The organism is Tunicatimonas pelagia, from assembly GCF_030506325.1.
GTDB classification, from domain to species: Bacteria; Bacteroidota; Bacteroidia; order Cytophagales; family Cyclobacteriaceae; genus Tunicatimonas; species Tunicatimonas pelagia.
Window position 1 is genome coordinate 2,661,041 of record NZ_CP120683.1, and the last position, 17,548, is coordinate 2,678,588.

A 17,548-nucleotide genomic window follows, 5' to 3' on the forward strand; every position below is an offset into this window, starting at 1 on the left:
AACCAGCAAGTTTTAAATTGCTATGTTTTTACGGAAAATTCATTTTACACAGCACTATTTCATAGAAAATGTAATAACCGTGTAAGATTACGCTAACACTTCCACCAAGAATTGGCATCTAAAAACTCAAACTCTAACCTAGGCGGATGGTCAAAAAACTCAAAAGTGTTGCCTTTAACCTACCGTATAATGTGCCTTATTGTTATCAAATAGTTGGGTGATGCGTGTCTCCACTCCTGGAGAAATTTAAAAAAATAATGATTTATTCTACTAAGTAGAACAAATTGAAAAAACATTTTTATATTTGTTATACTAAATAGAACAAAGTAATGAGCAAACAACATCTTGGCGAATTAGAGGAGCTGATTCTACTACTAATTATTATGCTAGAACCGGAAGATACCTATGGTTTAGAAATCCGGCGGGCTCTCAAAGAACATGCCTCCCGAACCATAACCATTGGTGCCGTACACGGTACGGTGAACCGACTAGAAAAAAAAGGTTTAGTTACATCTCAACTCGGCGGAGCCACCGACGAACGAGGCGGAAGAAGAAAACGATTGTTTACCATAACTGCTCATGGAAAAAGGGTTCTTCAGCAAAGTAGAGATGTAAAAGTCAGCCTCTGGCAGCAGATTCCTGAACTAGCACTCGGCAACTTACGCATAACATGAAATTCCCGAATAACCAACTCCCAAAGCAAGTAGAGCGATTTCTCAGTTGGCTCTGTAAGCCTGAAGTGTTAGAGGAAATTTTGGGCGACCTAGAAGAATACTACATCGAACTCACCGAAAAGCCTCGCTGGCAACAACCTATTCTGTACTGGTTTCAAGCCCTGCATTTTCTTCGCCCTTTTGCCCTCAAAAGAATAAACCCATTCCAACCCGTCAACCGCATTCCCATGTTCAGAAATTACTACAAAACCTCCTCACGCAGCTTAATGCGAAACCCGCTCAGCTCGTTCATCAATATTTTTGGTTTATCGATGGCAATTGGGGTGTGCCTGGTAGTGTACGCATTCTTAAAGTACGACTACAGCATAGACCGTTTTCACGAATTCAAAGACGAAGTATACCTAATTACCTTTTCTGCCGACCGAAGCGGAACAGAAGAACAATATGGTCTTACTCCTCGTCCGTTGGGCGATATGCTACGAGAGGATTTTACGCATATTAAAAAAGTATGCCGAGTTGAGGATAAGAACGCAGTGCTAAAAAATGGCGATAAAGTGTTTCACGAAAACGTACGATTTTCCGATCCGGAATTTTTAGAAATGTTCACCTTTCCTTTAAAATGGGGAGTGAAACAATCACTAGTTGAACCAAACAACATCATTCTGAGCGATGAAATGGCTGTGAAGTACTTCGGGGATGAGAATCCGTTGGGTCAGGATATACAGATAATTTTTGGGGCAGACCGAAGTAAGACATTCAAAGTAAGCGGAGTGGCTGAACCTTTCCCCGAAGCACATATCATTGACTTTAGCTTCCTGGTCAATTTTGAGAACCTGCGAACTAACTTTCCTGACTACAATACCCAGGACTGGGAAGAATTTGTGAACGCCACCCTGATTCAAGTAGACGACCCATCGGATTTAGCCCCTATCACCAAAGGGATGACGAAGTACCAAACGTTGCATAACGAAGCCCAACACGACTGGAAGATCACTTCCTTTGGATTTGAGCAATTGGCTGGTCTACACCTAAACTCAGGTAATATAAAAAACGACATCTCTTACGATGCTTCTTCGGAAGGACGCATTACACTGCCTATCATTGCGCTATTTATGCTGGCACTAGCCTGCTTTAACTATGTTAACATTGCGATTGTATCGGTCACGAAGCGTCTGAAAGAAATTGGAGTGAGAAAAGTAATCGGGGCTAACCGGAGTAAAGTAGTTACTCAATTTTTAGCCGAGAATATACTGGTGACAGCCTTTGCACTCATTGCAGGACTGGTTCTGGCACTCACGGTTTTTTTACCTTGGTTCATTCAGGTAGCACAACGCAGTATGGAACTAGATCTTCTCGATGGAAACCTTTGGATTTTTCTGGTGGCACTTTTATTCCTGACTGGTATTACATCGGGCATCTATCCCGCGCTTTACATTTCAAGATTCAATGCGGTCAAAATATTTAAAGGGTCGGTTCAGTTTGGTAAAAAGAACCCGCTTACCAAAGTGCTGCTGGGATTTCAGCTTATTCTCGCTTGTATTACCATTACTTCTGCTGTTGTTTTCACTCAGAATACGACCTACTTAGCTAATCGCAGTTGGGGATACAATCAGCAAGGAACGCTCTACGCTGACGTAGTAGATGCCGTAGGCTTCAACCGCCTCAATGCGTTAATGATCCAACATCCCGATGTGTTGTCTACTGCCGGGTCAACGCATCATTTGGGAAAAGAGACAGCCTCAACACTGGTGTATCAAGCTAACCGTCCGTACGAAGTAGCGCAACTATCAGTTAGTGCCGACTATTTTGAGACAATGGAGCTACAACTTACTGAGGGTAGATTTTTTAAAGACCGGTCGGAAAACGATAAGCAAGCGGTAGTAGTGAATGAGCTGCTAGTGAAGAATATGGCTTTAGCGCAGCCCCTAGGTAAATTACTCGAGATTGATAGTGCTAAGTACGAAGTGATTGGGGTAGTAAAAGATTTTCACGAAAAGAATTTTTACTACGAAATGCGGCCCACTATTTTCCGCTTAGCCAATCAGTCGGATTATCGTTATCTGTCCATGAAAGTTAGACCCGGCACCGAGCAAAATGCTTACCAAGCATTACAATCTGAATGGACTGCCCTCTTTCCCGAAACGCCCTTTCAGGGAGGCCACCAAGAAGATGTGTGGACCGGATTTTTTGAAGAAGTAGATACGCAAGAACGGTTTATGAAAACGGTTGCCTTCATGGCAGTACTACTAGCCAGCCTAGGATTATACGGGCTAGTAACCCTCAATGTGTCCGGACGGATAAAAGAATTTAGTATTAGAAAGGTACTAGGAGCCGGATTGAAGAATATTGCTATCAATATTACTCGTCAGTACATCATATTGTGCCTAGTGGCCCTCTTACTGGGATTACCTATCAGTTACGTACTTGCTAAAGCCCTAATGGATATGATGTATCCTATCTTTGCCCCAATAGGGTACTTAGAAATTGCACTACCCGCCATAATATTAGTAGTAGTCTTGTTAGCAGTAATGTTTACCCAAGTAGGCAAAGTATCTAAATCTAACCTAGTAGATGGGCTGAGAACGGAGTAAGTCTGTAAGCTGTGTACATCGATAACGCACTCAATAAGACAAAAAAAAGCGGGATGATTTCTCAACCCGCTTAGTAAGCCTTATCTTTCAAAGATTAGTACTCCCGAATATCAATGCGTTTTACTTCTGCCGATTCGCCTTCGCTAAAGGGAAGAATTACCCGCAAATAACCATCTTCAAAAACGGCATCAATTTGTTCTCGATCAACGTGCGGGGGAACATCAAACATTCGGTTAAACATAGGAACGGTGTGGCGAGCCGCTAAGCTCTCTTGTTCTCCTAGTGTTTCCGTATCGTTCAGTACAGTATAAACAATTAGTTGATTTCCGCGCAGATAAATATTGAATGAATCGCTGTGTACGCTAGGGGCACTCACTTCAATCACTAGCCTATCTACCTCCTTCGTTACATTTACTCGAGTTGCGGTAGTACCACCACCCACAGTGTTCATTGTATCTATTTGATGGACAAAGTCCTTTAGTATGTTTTTCATAATATACCTCCTCTGTTTTACGCTACAATTACTTTTGCAAATGGTGTACCAATCCTAATGATCTACGCTAAACAGCGGACAGAATGTCTGGTATACTACTATTCTAACGACAAAATGACACGATTAGGTTATAATAAATATAACTTTTGTCTAAAAAATAGAGTAGAAGTACAGTATTGGGAAAAATTTAACTTCGTAACCTACTGGAAATTAGGACGAAAGTCCCCAACATGACTAGCAAAAATAAATCGAGGCGAATAGAGCCTAATGAAGCAGGAATTAAGCCTAACAGCGAGGCTAAGAACGTTAGTAAAGCCAAGGCCGTAGCAAAGATAATTTCTATGCCCAGTTTTTGGCGAGTGAGCACTGCTGCTAAAATCATGGGAGCCAGCATGGAGGTTCCGGCAAAGCTAACCCGGGCTAGTAACGCCAATTGATCGCTAGCTAAAATAGAAAAAATTAACGCTACCACAGCGAAGCCCACAATTGCTACTTTGGTTTTGGTAAGCTTAGATTTTTCACTACCCGAAAGTAGGGAGCGAAGCTCAGTGCCCATCGCAAAAATTTGGGAATCCGTGGTAGAAAGCCCGGCTGCTAGCAAACCTACTACGGCTAAAGCAGCAATAATTCCTGGTTGTTCGTATAACAATACTTGCGAAAGGAAGTCAGGAGTACTAGCATCAGGATAGCGAACAGCTCCGTACAGACCAATAAAAATGGTAGGAATAATCACCAGAATGGCAAAAATCCCAACCGCCACGGCCATCAGGTGCGTTGTCCGTAAATTGCGCAAAATTACTAAGCGAATTGCCAATTGCGGTTGTGTAATGGGAATACAGAGAATCACCAGAAAAGAGGCAATCAGAAACTGCGGGGTGAATAAACCATTAGGCCCCGGTGTAGAGAGTAACTCCGGATTGCTGGCCTGCACCTCGGCAAACAGTGCCTTCAGGTTATCAAAGTGTTCTACGCAGCTAATGCCGATAATCCAGCTTACCACTAGCAGCGTTAATCCTTGGACCGCATCCGCGTGCATGATTGCTTTGAGGCCACCAATCTCGCTGTAGAGCAGCATTACCCCCATAATAGCCATTGACCAGCCCCAAGGTGGTAAGGCCTCGGGAAAAACAGCGGTCAAGAAAATGGCGATACCGCGAATTTGAATCGCTACGTAGGGTACTAAGAAAATAGACATCCCCCCGAAGCTAACGTATCCCGCCAGTTTATTCCCGTAGCAGTTTTGCAGTAAACCCGCCATTCCCTGAAAGCCCTTCTCTTTCACCTTTTTTCGCAAATGATACCCAAACCAGAGAATCAGGAAAATCATACCACCGTCAGAAACGGCCAGGAATATCCAGGCACCAATACCATTATTTCGGAAAAAGTCAGGCATCCCGAGAATGGTGAAGGTACTGAAGAGGGTAGCGGCAAAGGTGAGAAAGCCGAGAATAACGCCAATGTTGGAACCCGCCATCAGATAGTCTTCGGCTGACTTGTTACTTCGAAAAGAACGGGTTGCCACATACGCCAGCATCCCTAAATAAATAGAGCCAATGATAAAAATCCAGGTTGTCATAGTAGTAGTTAGCTTAGTCGGCGTCCTTGTCGTTTCTTCCGGGATGCACGCGCGTACCAATGTAAGTGATTATGACGAATAAAACCATAACCAAAAACGAAACCCAAAGCGTGTAGGGAATCCCAAAAAGCATCGGCTCATACACTCCCGCCGGAATTACGAGTGGAGTGAAAGTAATAATTGACAGCAGAACCGCTGCTGCAACACAGAGGTACCAGTAAGTTGTGTTAGGTTTGGATGACATAGATTGTTAGTAGTGTTAAGGTGTTTTGGTACTTGGTGTTTTAGTGTTATTGTGCTCAGGTGTTCAGGCCGTCATGGAATGATGTTCAGGTAATGGTTAGTAGCTAGTTGTACTAAGCACTATAACACTTCGCACCATAACTCTAAATTAATGTAAACAAGCGCCTCCAGCGAACTCGATTGAAGAAGTCAGCCGTTTTATCGTAAGAAAACCAAACGACTACGGGCTTACCCACAATATGGTCTTCAGGCACGAATCCCCAAAAGCGGGAATCCAATGAATTGTGCCGATTATCGCCAACCATAAAGTAGTAGCCTTGCTGGAATTCGTATTCTTTATTTTCTTTTCCATCAATGAGCAGCTTTCCATCAACAAGTTCAGCATCTACATTTTCGTAGTGGATAATAGCTGGGCCGTACAATGCTAGATTTTCTTCAGTCAACTGAATACGGTCACCCTTTTGGGGTAAATAAATTGAGCCGTAGTAATCAATAGTCCAATCTTTTTCTTGCCGCTGTGGATGCTGCCCCTGTGGATACAAGCGTTCGCTCATTTCACCGGGCTGATAGATAATTTCTTCTACTTTCTGCACAAACGGTAGCTCACTTAACTGCTGGGCGGCATCGGCCTCAGCGTTAATTTGGTAACCGCCTGAGCCAGCATAATACTCGTCAATACCTAATCGGCGAAATACGCGCGGATGAATGGTTTGCTTCGCTTGTACCCAGTAGCTGGTTTGTCCGTGTTCAGGCTTCGGCAGAACTTCTTCGTTTACAATAATTTCTCCGCCTCGGATTTCCAGGTTATCACCGGGTAAGCCCACGCAACGTTTCACGTAGAAGGTTTTCATATCTACCGGGCGATCCCACTCGGGCGGATAATGAAAGACTACTTCTTCATTACGCTTTACTTCCCTAAAACCCGGCAAACGATAGTAAGGAAGCTCTATCCAATCTAGATACTCAGGAATTTCTGTTCCCGGTAAATTTTGGTGCATTAGCGGTATTTGTAGTGGGGTGCGCGGGGTGGTAGCCCCGTAGTGTAGTTTGCTCACAAATAAGTAGTCACCTACCAGTAGCGAATTTTCCATTGATGAGGTAGGAATTGCAAACGCTTCCATGAACAAACTACGCAGCAGTGAAGCGGCGATCACGGCAAATACAATAGAATGCAACCACTCTTTCCAGACAGGTTTAGGATCGGCGGACTTCGGCTTTTTTGAGAACAGTTTCATAATTAGTTATCTTTGTTCATATCTTTCTGAATAGATTCAATGGTAGAAACCGGCAAGTCAGTCGCTTCGGCTATTTGCTCAGTTGTTAATACCGCTAATTTTAGTAACCGTTGGACGGTTGCTACCTTCATTTGCCTGTCCCGCTCTCTAAACTCTCACCATAGACTGCTTCGTAAACGGTATGCGCGATTCGCTTCTGTGACTTTGTTAGTTCCATTTCTTGTTCGTTTATAAGCCTTTTAACGAATTCTTGCTCAAATTGGGTTTCTAGAGTTTCTGGTAATGATATTATCAGATGAACAAACCGTAGTAGAGCGACCACTTTAGTTCGGTCGTAATTCTTCTCCCAAGCTAAAGTTACCAGTTTTCTCTTGAAAGAATAACGTTTCTCAGCATCTTGGTGGGTACGCAGATGATATTTTCCTGCTAACAACGCTAAAGCAAACGGATTATCTGAGGCTAATAATTCTTTCTCGTCGAACTGTTGGACAGAAAAAGCATTGAACCGATACGTTACTTCGGTGCCGAATAGCTGATAGCTAAATGTATCAGTGATATCCTTACGGTCGTCGGTGTAAATAGCAATGGCGGTAATCTGAGAGCCGTATTTATCGTAGATACGATAAAAGTACGAAAACATGCGCTCTACAAAATCTGCCTCAGCGTATGATTGAACTTCAATATGAATCAAAAGCCATTGCTGCGATCCATCTTTTAATATTATTCTAACTAGTTTATCATTAAAGATTTTCCCCTTTTTGCGTTTGTCAGCAATCAATTTCTGAAGTTCCTGCTCTAAAAATACTGGTGGCTGACTAAAATCTGCTTCTTGGTAAACATCAGGTAAGAAGTATTGGACAAAATCTTCAAATAATGTGGTGATTATCTCTTTCCAGTAGCCATCGTAGTCTGGGTCAATTGCCATACACTACATCCTCGGAATTGTCAGCCCGCCATCTACCATAATGGTTTGTCCGGTAGAATAAGGGAAATAACCCTGGGCAAGTGCTACAACAGCTTTAGCCACATCCTCGGGATAACCCCAGCGAGGTTGAACACAGAGACCTTCTTCAATTAACTTGTCGTATTTGCTGGTCACGCCCGAAGTCATATCGGTTTTGGTAACCCCCGGTCGCACATCGTAGACGGGAATACCGTACTCACCCAAACGGGTAGCAAACAGCAGGGTCATCATACTCATACCTGCCTTAGAAATGCAGTACTCACCCCGGTTCACCGAAGCTACGGTTGCGGAAATAGATGAAATATTAATGATATAGGCTGAGAAGTTTTCATCAGCCTGCCGCTGTTCAATCATCCAGTTAGCCGCTTGCTGCGTCAGGAAGTACGGCCCCTGTAGGTTGGTCTTCATCACGTACTCATAGCTTTCTTCGGAAGCATCCAAAATATCGTTGCGTTCTTTGGGAGCTACTCCGGCGTTATTAACCAGCACATTCAACCGACCGTAGTGATCTCCAATTTGCTGAAGCATTCGCTGCCGGGATTCTGTATCGGCAATGTTTCCTTGGCAGTAAATAACGTCACCGCCGTGTTGTTTGAGCTGGTCAAGCACATCGGTTACAGCCTCTTCGGGACGCATTCCGTTGATGGCTACGTCAAAACCTTCTTTGGCCAAAGCTTCAGCAATGCCAAACCCGATGCCCCGGCTACCTCCGGTAATAAAAGCTACTTTGTTCATGAAAAATATGAGATATGAAATGTCAAATATGAAAACAATTTAAAATCCTGACTATCAAGTCACCCTGTTCTATTTTACTTCTACCACCATTTCTATCTCTACGGCGATATTACCGGGTAATGAACCCATGCCTACAGCAGCCCGGGCGTGTTTTCCCGATTCGCCGAATACCTCTACCATAAAATCAGAGAAGCCATTTATCACTTGGGAGTGATCGGTAAAATCGGGAGTACTATTCACCATGCCGTGTACCTTCACAATGCGGGAAATTTGATCCAAATCACCAATTTCTTCTTTGAGGCTGGAAAGCAACGCGATAGCCGTATAGCGGGCCGCTTCTTTTCCCTCTTCTACCGATAAATCCTTACCTAGCTTTCCGGTTACATTTTTGCCATCGGGCTTCATGGGGCCGTGCCCTGCCAAGAATATGAGATTCCCGGAGCGTACGGCTCGCACATAATTGGCCGTAGGAGCAGGCATTTCGTAGAGAGTCACGCCCATTTCTTCCAGCTTCTGTTCAATATCGCCGGGTGGATTGGCAAACGTTACGCTGTTTACTAGTATAGCCAATGCTACTGCAAAAAGCATGGTTAAGGTTCTCATAAAGGAGTAGGTTAGTTATGAATAATGAGTTGTACTTCTGCGAAGATTATGGCTCCATTACTTTTATTTCATCAATGGTTACGAAATCTTTAGTGTTGAATGTAGCAACTTCTACAATATCATTGGCTAGACCAATTGCTACCATCTCAAGATCGTGGATGCGCTTACCCCGTATTTCGTACTGTTGTAACAACATATTCAACTTCTGATAACTTTGCTGAGAGGGATATATAAGCGTAAAATTTTGTACAAAGTCCTGAATATCCTGAATTGCATCATCAATCGAGGAGAGTGGCTTATCGCCTCGGGTTACAATTACCAAATATTCAGATATACTTTTGGAGGTAATAATAAGTTCAGCTTTATGGTTCTCTACAAAATAAGTTGCTTGGCGGTGAAAGTCAGACTCTTCATCTTTAGCGTATACCAACACATTAGTATCAACCAGTATCCGATCAACGCTATATCCCGAAGATTAACTCCGTCTAATTTTCCGCCAAACCGCCGCGGTTTCAGTAATCTTTTTTTAGACGACGGGGCTTCTGCTGAGGTAGATGATTTCAGCTGATGAATCATCTGACTTACTACTTGCAACTCTTCATCTGTAAGCCGATCAAGCTGCTTCCTTACCTTTTCTCTAATGTTCATATCTATTACACGCAATCCGTGAAACAAGTGTTGAAATCCGAGCAATCAGAACCATATCAGTCTAGAAATATCAGACCTCCCATTCTATTCTTCCAAATCAGGAATATCGACCCAGCAGCGTTTTTCCCAACTTTCCAAGCCTTTTTCGGCTAGTTGCACTCCTTTGGCTCCTTCCAGCAGTGTGTAAGGGAATGGCTCGTCTTTTACTACATGGCGCAAGAACATTTCCCATTGTACTTTAAAGGCATTGTCGTGCAGTTCTTGCTCAGGTATCTTCGACCAGCCGTTATAAAAATCAATGGGTTGCACGATATCCGGGTTCCAAACCGGTTTGGGAGTATTACCGTAGTGCTGAATCCAGCATTCGCGTAGTCCCGCTACGGCCGAGCCTTTGGTACCATCAATTTGCAAGGTCAGTAAATCATCCCGGCGAACGCGTACCGTCCAGGATGAGTTGAAATGAGCGATGATTCCGCCTTCCAGTTCAAAGGTAGCGTAAGCGGCATCGTCGGCAGTGGCTTTGTACGTATTTCCTTGCTCGTCTACCCGCTTAGGGATATGAGTAGCACCCAAGCAAGAAACTGCTTTTACCTTTCCGAATATTTGATCTAAGACATAGCGCCAGTGGCAGAGCATATCAACAATAATTCCGCCGTCTTCTTCTTTCTTGTAGTTCCAGGAAGGACGCTGGGCCGGAATAGTATCACCTTCAAATACCCAGTAACCAAACTCACCCCGTACTGACAAAATATCGCCAAAAAAGCCATTTTCAATCAGCCGCTTTACTTTTACCATGCCGGGCAGCCAAAGTTTGTCTTGCACTACTCCGTTCTTCACTCCGTGTTTTTGACACACTTTGTAAATATCTAGGGCCGTTTCAGTGTCAGTAGCCGTAGGTTTTTCGCAATAAACGTGCTTTCCGGCAGCAGCAGCTTTATGAACAGCTTCGGCTCGTCGTCCGGTGGTTTGGGCATCAAAATAAATTGAGTACTGATCGTCTTGTAGTACCTCGTCCACGTTAGTCGTATACTTCTCAATCCCTGATCGTTCGCAGAGGTTTTGCAGCTTTACGGCATTCCGCCCTACCAAAATAGGATCGGGCATAATAACTTCGGTGGGGCTAATTTTCACCCCGCCCTGTTTGATTATCTCTACAATGGAGCGCATCAGGTGTTGGTTGGTTCCCATCCGGCCGGTTACTCCATTCATGATGATGCCTACGCGATGGGTGGTTAGTTCAGTGCTCATAGCTCGTTTTCTACTGGTTTTTAGAATAAAAATGATTGTGAGCGTTCAAGTTAATGCTCTCAACCTTCTCTGCCAAAAAATTAAATGCAACCGATAACAAAAATTTGACAAGCAATGAAAACAGAGGGTTCAGGGATATGAGGCAATTTACTTACGCGTTCACAACCGGCTCGGCATAGCGTTGAATCTGTAACTGTTGTTGAAAGGCATGAATAGTATCTTTAATGGCCACAGTAACATTCGCTTTATTGTTTCTCTAATAAGCTTTAAAATTATGTTTTCACTGCTTCTGAGTCAAATAATGCGTTATTTTAACTGTAATTAAGCCAATAGTTTTTTGTGGATATACGTATGTCGTATATCCAGATGTTAACCATGAGCAAAATACACGTGTATCAGAAAACTTTTTTTAACTTTGTAAAAGTGAACCTACAATTATTGAAACGATGAATACAAAATTGACTTTAACGATAGAAAAAGAAATTATAGAGCGAGCAAAAAACTACGCAAAAGATAAAAATCGTAGTTTGTCAGATATCGTCGAGAACTATCTCAAAGTCCTTACAGAAAAAGAAAAAAATGATAAAAACCAAAAACTTAATCCAATTGTAGAGTCACTAAAAGGTTCTTTTAAAATGCCTAAAAATATGGATTACAAAAAGGAACTTAAAAATCGTCTAGAAGAAAAATACTTATAAATGGACAAAGTTCTAGTCGACACAGACGTGTTAATGGATTTCTTTTTTGACAGAAAGCCTTTTGCTAAATATTCTACAGAATTGATAAATCTATGTGCGGAAAAACAAGTGCAAGGATTTACAACACCTGTAATAATCTCGAACGTTTATTACCTGCTTCGAAAAACTGCGAAACATAATATCATTGTAGAGAAAATAAAACAACTTTTAACTATTATTGAAATTATAAATTTAGACAAAAGTGCTGTTATCAACGCGCTAAATTCAGACTTTAAAGACTTCGAAGATGCTTTACAAAACTTTTCTGCAGTTGAGAACGGTGAGATAAAAATTATATTGACCCGAAATTTAAAAGATTTTAAAAAAAGCGAACTAGCAATATTAACACCTGAGACATATCTAAAAGGAAAAGCCAGTGGCTACAATGTATAAAAATAATAGCGGTTTAATCGCTAAAACAGAAGTAAGTGAATATAAAAAAGGTATGTGCTAAACCGAAAAGTTCGCGTTTCAAAGCCCACCACTACTCATAGCTACAACCGTTACCCCTCTTATAAAAAGGCACAAAGGAGAGGCTATTTGGTTTTGATCCTCGGTGAAAAATTACCGAAATATTGTCTCAATTATCTTGAATTTACAGTAAGCACCAACAGAAAGTGATCGCTTCTGTGAAGCGACCACTTAGATGTACGCCAGTAACCACCCTGGGCGTGTTGTGTACTTAGTTTTTTTTTAAAGCCAGCGGGGCATGTAGTACACTAGCGTTTGCTGGAGAAGAAGATATTAACCTTTTAGTTTGAACGTGATGGGAAGCACCATCTTTACTTTAACTGGAACCCCACGTTGCTTACCGGGAATCCACTCAATAGGAGATTCTTTCACTACACGCAACGCTTCTTCATCGCAACCGGACCCAATTCCTTTAATTGCCTGAATATCTTGAATAGAGCCATCAGGAAAAACAATAAACTGTATAAACACCTTCCCTTCAACACGCATTTTCTGGGCTCTGCCCGGGTACTTCATATTCTCTTGAACGTATTGATAGAAGGCAATCATACCACCTACCGGTTCAGGAAATTGCTCGACTACCACAAATATCTCATCCACCATTTCCTCTTCGGGCTCTTCTATCACATTTGAGAATTCACGCTCCTCAACAGCGGTAGATTCATGGATTTCTATATCCAGCGAAATTTCCAGATCATCTATTTCAATTTCATCAGCGACAGCGATGATCTCGGGCTGAATAATTTTAGGAGGGGGAGGGGGTGGCTGATTGGTTGGCGGTATTTCCAGTACATCTTCGTACTGGTCGGTCATGGCAGCAGCTAACTCAACCAGTTCAGCACTTTCATAAGTTTTCCATTCAAAAACGGCAGTAACCATTAACATGCTAGTAGCTAAACCTATGCTCAGAAACAGGGGTCTCAGATGGTTGTAATCAAGGGCGGGATTTTTTTTAGGTATCATGACTTGGGTGGTTTAGGGTGGTACATCTGATAAATTTTGATAGTATCAATTTCCTCCTTTTATCCCCCAATAACCATGAGCGTACTTAGGTCAATACCTGACTTTGGTCAGTTTTTGTATTTATCATCACTCGAACGCTTTTATAAGCTCACTCAGGAAGTAGTTTTTATCAAAATTGCCCCGGGCGGTGATACCCAGCCGAACGATTACCAGTTTATGCTTAGGCAAAATAAAAATACTCTGTTCATCAAAACCCTGCGCGAAAAATAGTTCGGTAGGTACATCGGGAAATTCTCGCTGGTCGGGGCGATTGCGTTCTCCGGCATTTAGCCAAAATTGAGCACCGTACTTACGAAAAGGGGCATCCTCTACCGGACGAGTGGTATACTTTACCCAGCCTTCCGGCAGAATTCGCTGCCCTCGCCAAATCCCATCGTGGTAGTAGAGTAACCCAAACTTTGCCCAATCGCGGGTAGTAGCCAGCATGTACGACGATCCAACGAATGTACCAGATAAATCAGCTTCAATAACTGCACTGGACATTCCCAAAGGCTGAAATAATTGCTGGTAGGGCAAGGCGTAGTAGGCATCGTCGCCGTAGCGTTGCCGGAGCAAGAATGAGAGAATATTGGTAGTGCCGCTGGAATAGTACCATTCCTCACCGGGTTCTTCTTTCGGGGGGCGATGCATGGCTATACTCGCCATGTCTTCCGATAGGTACAGCATTTGGGTAACGTCGCTTGCTCCGAAGTAGGTCTCGTCCCATTTTAATCCACTGTTCATCCGTAACAGATGATCCCAAGTGATATTTTTTCTCGGATCGTCTTCTTCCTGCCAAGCTGGAACGGGGGCAGGTTGATTGATATCTAGCTGAGATTGCTGGACAGTAATCCCTACCAACGCATTAATTACGCTCTTCGTCATAGACCAACCAGGCATGAGTGTTTGAGCGGAGAAACCGGGGGCGTAGCGTTCGGCTACTAAAGTATCATCGTAAACCACCACCACGGCTTTGGTATTTTTCAGACGCTCGGCATCCGGTTCTGAAAAAGCCCAGCCTACTGCTTCGCTCAACTGGCTGTAGTTCACGTTTCGGCGAACCGCCTTTTCTTCGGGAATCGGATAATTATTGATTTTTTGCTCAGTAATTTGAGCCAGTTGAGGAATTGGGGCTACGCTTTTATCGTTTACCCGCAAAACACAGCCCGCTCCGGGCCGATACACTGCTTGCCGAGTTGCTGTACCAAAGATGGAGGCAGTAGCCGAAGAATCAACGTCGTTTACTTCATACTCAGCCAACCGATACGGAAAGCGAGCCAGTTCATTCACCAGTACTGAACTATCGGAACGCTGAGCTACAAAGTGGCAGGAGCACAAATGCTTCGCCCCAAATCCGGTGAGAATAGGGAGTGCCTGAAAAATGTAATAAACTAAGTAGGTAAATCCAGAGATTACAATAAGCAGAAAAACCTTGACGAGAAGCCGCTTATGCGGTCGTTTTTGCACCAATACTTCAGGAATTTTGTTATTTGCAAAGCCAACGTGCCAAGATAATTCTTCATCTTACCATAAAAAATTTTTCACCATGTATATTCCTTTCGAAGAAATGCCCGCTACCGCTCGTATCTGGGTGTACCAAGCTAACCGCCCCTTGAGCGATACTGAAGAAGCGCAAACTATTCAGCTAGGTGAGGCTTTTGCTAATCAGTGGGCTGCCCACGGCAATGCGCTACGATCTTCGGTGCAGGTTGTGTATCAATACTTTCTGGTAATTGCGGTAGATGAGCAATACAACGCCGCCAGTGGTTGCTCTATTGATAGTTCGGTGGCGTTTGTACGAGAATTAGAGCATAAGTTTTCTACTGAGAATACATCCATTAGTTTTTTTGATCGTACCCAAATTGCCTTCTGGCAAGATGATGCAGTGCAATTGCTACCTATGAATCAGGCCAAACAAGCCGTAAAAGAAGGGAAGGTACTACCCGACACTATCACGTTTGATAACACCGTTCCCAGCATTGAAGCTTGGGAAAATCGCTGGAAAATTCCGGTACAGAATTCTTGGTTAGCTCGCTACCTTCCTCAAACTACCAATGCCTGATCTGATAAATAGAACCATTTCCTATTTGGCTCAGTATACTTTTTCTTAGCAAAAAGGCGTTTTATGAACGTATTTGGCGAACGGAGTTTCGCCGTTGACCGACATATTTCGTATCTTTAAAAAATTTCGAGATACCTATGATGAGAGTAAACAGTTTTGGGCTTGCTTCTTTAGTACTGTTAGCGGTACTAACGGCCTGTAATCCGGGCAAGCGGGCGTTGATTAAAGGCTACAATAGCTTTGACGGAGGCGATTACAACATAGCGATTGAGCAGTATCGGGTAGCCATGGACAATGGAGTAGAGGTTGCTGAATCGAACTACCGGATTGCCGAAGCCTATCGGTTGAGTAATCGCCTGGCCGAAGCCATGCCCTATTACGAAGCAGCCATTGATATGGGCGTTGCCGACACAGCGGCGGTGTTTCACTACGCTTTAGCCCTTAAGCAAAACGGCGAGTACGAACTGGCTAAGGAACAGCTAGATGAGTATCTAAAACTATCCCGAGATAGTGTGTTGGAGTACACCGAATGGGCCAATCAGGAAGTGGCCAATTTGAATAACCTAGACAGTATTCTGATTAAAGATCAGTACTTTGAGATTGAACCCGTAGCCTCAGTTAATACCGAAGAAGCGGAGTATGCTCCTACCGTACACCGGGGTTCATTTTACTTTACCTCATCCAGAGGAAGTGAGAAAGTTTACAAAGCCACCGGAACCGGATTTACCAATATCTACAAGGCTCCTATTCAGAACGATCAGGTGCTGGCGGAACAAGCAAGCACATTGGGAGCCGAATTTGCCAGCGAAGCTATTAACGAAGGAGTAATTACGTTTTCCCCCAACGGTAAAATGATGGTGTTTGCTCGCGGAAACAATGGTAAACGCAAAGGAACTCAAGATGTAAATTTGTATATGTCGCGCTACCAAAAAGGCAAGTGGACTACGCCTGAGATCCTAAGCATTAACGACCCCAATGCCTGGGATTCTACTCCTACGTTTAGTCGCGACGGAAAAACGCTCTATTTTGCCTCCAACCGTCCGGGTGGGCAGGGCGGTATTGATTTGTACTCCGCTCGGGTTGACGGCCGCGGTCGCTGGAGCAATGTACGCAATATGGGAAGCACCATTAATACTCCCGGTCACGAAATGTTTCCCTACGTAACCGACGATGGTAAGCTGTACTTCTCATCCGACGGCCATCCTAGCATGGGTGCACTGGATGTTTTTGTGGCCACTCGTAAAGACGGAGAAGTTTTTATTGAAAACCTAGGTCCTCCGGTAAACTCGGTGGCCGATGATTTTGGTATTTCTTTCACTACCATTAAAGACGGTTACTTCACCTCTAACCGCAGTAGCGGGGCAGGCGACGATGATATTTACGCCTTCGTAAATAATGATCCTGATCTGAAGATCGTAAATTACTTTTTAGCGGGAATTACCGTGACGAAAGACGAGGAGAGTGGCCAGGAGAAAATTGTAGAAGGAGTAAAAGTAAAACTGAGGTTTCCGCAGAGCGATGATATTGCCAGCGAAACTACGGGTAACGAAGGTGAGTTTGGCTTCAAGGTTGACGGGGGCACTAACTACGAGCTGGTAGCCGAGAAAGAAGGCTTTTTTACCGAACGGGTTGATTTTAGTACGATTGGCCGGACTATTCCGCAAGAAGAGTTAGTAGCGATGGTCACCGATACCACGTTCCGCACCAAGATTGTTCTCAGCAAGCTGGTACTGGACAAGCCAATTGTGATGGAGAATATTTACTACGAGTTTGATGAATATTTTATTACGGACGCCGCGGCGGTAGAACTGGATAAGCTGGTGAACATCTTAAATGATAATCCGCAAATTATCATTGAATTAAGCTCCCACACGGATGCTCAGGGCGATAATGATTATAACGAAGCCCTATCGCAACGACGGGCTGAATCAGCAGTACAATACTTGGTAGAGAGTGGTATTGATGCCGGACGGATTACCGCCCGAGGGTACGGCGAAAGCCAGCTTATCATCAAAAATGCTGTTAACGACGATCAGCACGAAATCAACCGTCGTACCGAATTTAAAGTAACCCGCATTCGGCAAAACAGCACCCAGGCTAATAATTCTTTGGAATAACACTCTAGTGCAAAGAATGAATGACTGATGAATAGTAGCAGTGTAGTTTACCCTATTACTGAATGAGAACCATCAGTGTTAGGAACTAGGTGCCAGAAAGTAAACATTATTCATTAACTCACTATCCATTGTACATTGCACAGTGTTAA

19 protein-coding genes are annotated in these 17,548 nt (G+C 43.5%); 6 read left to right on the top strand and 13 right to left on the bottom strand.

Going from position 1 to position 17,548, the window contains the following annotated elements; genetic code table 11:
* Positions 1-329 precede the first annotated feature (329 nt).
* Both P0M28_RS11200 and P0M28_RS11205 read left to right on the top strand, forming a co-directional pair.
* Positions 330-674, top strand: a complete 345-nt coding sequence (locus tag P0M28_RS11200; RefSeq protein ID WP_302209989.1) for a PadR family transcriptional regulator — start codon at positions 330-332, stop codon at positions 672-674.
* Positions 671-3,265 carry an ABC transporter permease gene (locus P0M28_RS11205; RefSeq protein WP_302209990.1) on the top strand — a complete coding sequence of 865 codons (2,595 nt, stop codon included), beginning with the start codon at positions 671-673 and terminating at the stop codon, positions 3,263-3,265. Before P0M28_RS11200 ends, P0M28_RS11205 begins: the two co-directional genes overlap by 4 nt.
* 94 nt (positions 3,266-3,359) lie before the next feature.
* On the opposite strand, the gene P0M28_RS11210 is transcribed toward P0M28_RS11205, so the two are convergent.
* The 11 genes from P0M28_RS11210 to P0M28_RS11260 all read right to left on the bottom strand — a co-directional run bounded on the left by P0M28_RS11210 (position 3,360) and on the right by P0M28_RS11260 (position 11,010).
* Positions 3,360-3,758 (bottom strand): Hsp20/alpha crystallin family protein, encoded by a 399-nt coding sequence (locus P0M28_RS11210; protein ID WP_302209991.1) that lies wholly within the window; start codon positions 3,756-3,758, stop codon positions 3,360-3,362.
* 187 nt (positions 3,759-3,945) lie between these two features.
* Positions 3,946-5,334 carry a sodium:solute symporter family protein gene (locus P0M28_RS11215; RefSeq protein ID WP_302209992.1) on the bottom strand — a complete coding sequence of 463 codons (1,389 nt, stop codon included), beginning with the start codon at positions 5,332-5,334 and terminating at the stop codon, positions 3,946-3,948.
* A gap of 13 nt (positions 5,335-5,347) precedes the next feature.
* Positions 5,348-5,578: a hypothetical protein gene (locus P0M28_RS11220; RefSeq protein WP_302209993.1), complete on the bottom strand. Its 231-nt coding sequence runs from the start codon at positions 5,576-5,578 to the stop codon at positions 5,348-5,350.
* A gap of 142 nt (positions 5,579-5,720) precedes the next feature.
* The gene (gene lepB / locus P0M28_RS11225; protein WP_302209994.1) at positions 5,721-6,812 is read right to left on the bottom strand and encodes a signal peptidase I; all 1,092 of its coding nucleotides are present in this window, start codon (positions 6,810-6,812) and stop codon (positions 5,721-5,723) included.
* 2 nt (positions 6,813-6,814) lie between these two features.
* A complete protein-coding gene (locus P0M28_RS11230) occupies positions 6,815-6,943 on the bottom strand; it encodes a hypothetical protein (protein ID WP_302209995.1) in 129 nt (42 codons plus the stop codon).
* On the bottom strand, positions 6,940-7,737 hold the full coding sequence (locus P0M28_RS11235) for an RpnC/YadD family protein (RefSeq protein ID WP_302209996.1): 798 nt from the start codon (positions 7,735-7,737) through the stop codon (positions 6,940-6,942). The genes P0M28_RS11230 and P0M28_RS11235 overlap by 4 nt, the downstream gene beginning before the upstream one ends.
* Positions 7,738-7,740: 3 nt before the next feature.
* Positions 7,741-8,511, bottom strand: coding sequence for a 3-ketoacyl-ACP reductase (locus tag P0M28_RS11240; protein ID WP_302209997.1), 771 nt, complete (start codon positions 8,509-8,511; stop codon positions 7,741-7,743).
* 69 nt (positions 8,512-8,580) lie between these two features.
* Complete coding sequence (locus P0M28_RS11245) at positions 8,581-9,114, bottom strand: RidA family protein (RefSeq protein ID WP_302209998.1); 534 nt, start codon at positions 9,112-9,114, stop codon at positions 8,581-8,583.
* 46 nt (positions 9,115-9,160) lie between these two features.
* Positions 9,161-9,544: a type II toxin-antitoxin system VapC family toxin gene (locus P0M28_RS11250; protein ID WP_302209999.1), complete on the bottom strand. Its 384-nt coding sequence runs from the start codon at positions 9,542-9,544 to the stop codon at positions 9,161-9,163.
* Positions 9,487-9,762 carry a hypothetical protein gene (locus P0M28_RS11255; protein ID WP_302210000.1) on the bottom strand — a complete coding sequence of 92 codons (276 nt, stop codon included), beginning with the start codon at positions 9,760-9,762 and terminating at the stop codon, positions 9,487-9,489. The genes P0M28_RS11250 and P0M28_RS11255 overlap by 58 nt, the downstream gene beginning before the upstream one ends.
* 84 nt (positions 9,763-9,846) lie before the next feature.
* Positions 9,847-11,010 carry a Gfo/Idh/MocA family protein gene (locus P0M28_RS11260; protein ID WP_302210001.1) on the bottom strand — a complete coding sequence of 388 codons (1,164 nt, stop codon included), beginning with the start codon at positions 11,008-11,010 and terminating at the stop codon, positions 9,847-9,849.
* A gap of 446 nt (positions 11,011-11,456) precedes the next feature.
* On the opposite strand from P0M28_RS11260, the gene P0M28_RS11265 reads away from it, so the two are divergent.
* A complete protein-coding gene (locus P0M28_RS11265) occupies positions 11,457-11,708 on the top strand; it encodes a DUF6364 family protein (RefSeq protein ID WP_302210002.1) in 252 nt (83 codons plus the stop codon).
* On the top strand, positions 11,709-12,140 hold the full coding sequence (locus tag P0M28_RS11270) for a type II toxin-antitoxin system VapC family toxin (RefSeq protein ID WP_302210003.1): 432 nt from the start codon (positions 11,709-11,711) through the stop codon (positions 12,138-12,140).
* A 351-nt stretch (positions 12,141-12,491) separates the two neighbouring features.
* Here P0M28_RS11270 and P0M28_RS11275 read toward each other — a convergent pair whose 3' ends face one another.
* Both P0M28_RS11275 and P0M28_RS11280 read right to left on the bottom strand, forming a co-directional pair.
* Entirely contained in the window at positions 12,492-13,181 is a 690-nt protein-coding gene (locus tag P0M28_RS11275; RefSeq protein ID WP_302210004.1) for an energy transducer TonB, read from the bottom strand.
* A 126-nt stretch (positions 13,182-13,307) separates the two neighbouring features.
* Positions 13,308-14,687: a serine hydrolase domain-containing protein gene (locus P0M28_RS11280; RefSeq protein ID WP_302210884.1), complete on the bottom strand. Its 1,380-nt coding sequence runs from the start codon at positions 14,685-14,687 to the stop codon at positions 13,308-13,310.
* Between the two features lie 79 nt (positions 14,688-14,766).
* Here P0M28_RS11280 and P0M28_RS11285 point away from each other — a divergent pair, with 79 nt between their 5' ends.
* Positions 14,767-15,282: a hypothetical protein gene (locus P0M28_RS11285; protein ID WP_302210005.1), complete on the top strand. Its 516-nt coding sequence runs from the start codon at positions 14,767-14,769 to the stop codon at positions 15,280-15,282.
* 137 nt (positions 15,283-15,419) lie between these two features.
* Complete coding sequence (locus P0M28_RS11290) at positions 15,420-17,399, top strand: CHU_0125 family OmpA-like outer membrane integrity protein (protein WP_302210006.1); 1,980 nt, start codon at positions 15,420-15,422, stop codon at positions 17,397-17,399.
* Positions 17,400-17,548 lie beyond the last annotated feature (149 nt).

Coding starts and splice junctions, on each gene's coding strand:
- P0M28_RS11200 (WP_302209989.1), top strand. CDS start 330: ATGAGCAAACAACATCTTGGCGAATTAGAGGAGCTGATTCTACTACTA.
- P0M28_RS11205 (WP_302209990.1), top strand. CDS start 671: ATGAAATTCCCGAATAACCAACTCCCAAAGCAAGTAGAGCGATTTCTC.
- P0M28_RS11210 (WP_302209991.1), bottom strand. CDS start 3,758: ATGAAAAACATACTAAAGGACTTTGTCCATCAAATAGATACAATGAAC.
- P0M28_RS11215 (WP_302209992.1), bottom strand. CDS start 5,334: ATGACAACCTGGATTTTTATCATTGGCTCTATTTATTTAGGGATGCTG.
- P0M28_RS11220 (WP_302209993.1), bottom strand. CDS start 5,578: ATGTCATCCAAACCTAACACAACTTACTGGTACCTCTGTGTTGCAGCA.
- lepB (WP_302209994.1), bottom strand. CDS start 6,812: ATGAAACTGTTCTCAAAAAAGCCGAAGTCCGCCGATCCTAAACCTGTC.
- P0M28_RS11230 (WP_302209995.1), bottom strand. CDS start 6,943: ATGAAGGTAGCAACCGTCCAACGGTTACTAAAATTAGCGGTATTAACA.
- P0M28_RS11235 (WP_302209996.1), bottom strand. CDS start 7,737: ATGGCAATTGACCCAGACTACGATGGCTACTGGAAAGAGATAATCACC.
- P0M28_RS11240 (WP_302209997.1), bottom strand. CDS start 8,511: ATGAACAAAGTAGCTTTTATTACCGGAGGTAGCCGGGGCATCGGGTTT.
- P0M28_RS11245 (WP_302209998.1), bottom strand. CDS start 9,114: ATGAGAACCTTAACCATGCTTTTTGCAGTAGCATTGGCTATACTAGTA.
- P0M28_RS11255 (WP_302210000.1), bottom strand. CDS start 9,762: ATGAACATTAGAGAAAAGGTAAGGAAGCAGCTTGATCGGCTTACAGAT.
- P0M28_RS11260 (WP_302210001.1), bottom strand. CDS start 11,010: ATGAGCACTGAACTAACCACCCATCGCGTAGGCATCATCATGAATGGA.
- P0M28_RS11265 (WP_302210002.1), top strand. CDS start 11,457: ATGAATACAAAATTGACTTTAACGATAGAAAAAGAAATTATAGAGCGA.
- P0M28_RS11270 (WP_302210003.1), top strand. CDS start 11,709: ATGGACAAAGTTCTAGTCGACACAGACGTGTTAATGGATTTCTTTTTT.
- P0M28_RS11275 (WP_302210004.1), bottom strand. CDS start 13,181: ATGATACCTAAAAAAAATCCCGCCCTTGATTACAACCATCTGAGACCC.
- P0M28_RS11285 (WP_302210005.1), top strand. CDS start 14,767: ATGTATATTCCTTTCGAAGAAATGCCCGCTACCGCTCGTATCTGGGTG.
- P0M28_RS11290 (WP_302210006.1), top strand. CDS start 15,420: ATGATGAGAGTAAACAGTTTTGGGCTTGCTTCTTTAGTACTGTTAGCG.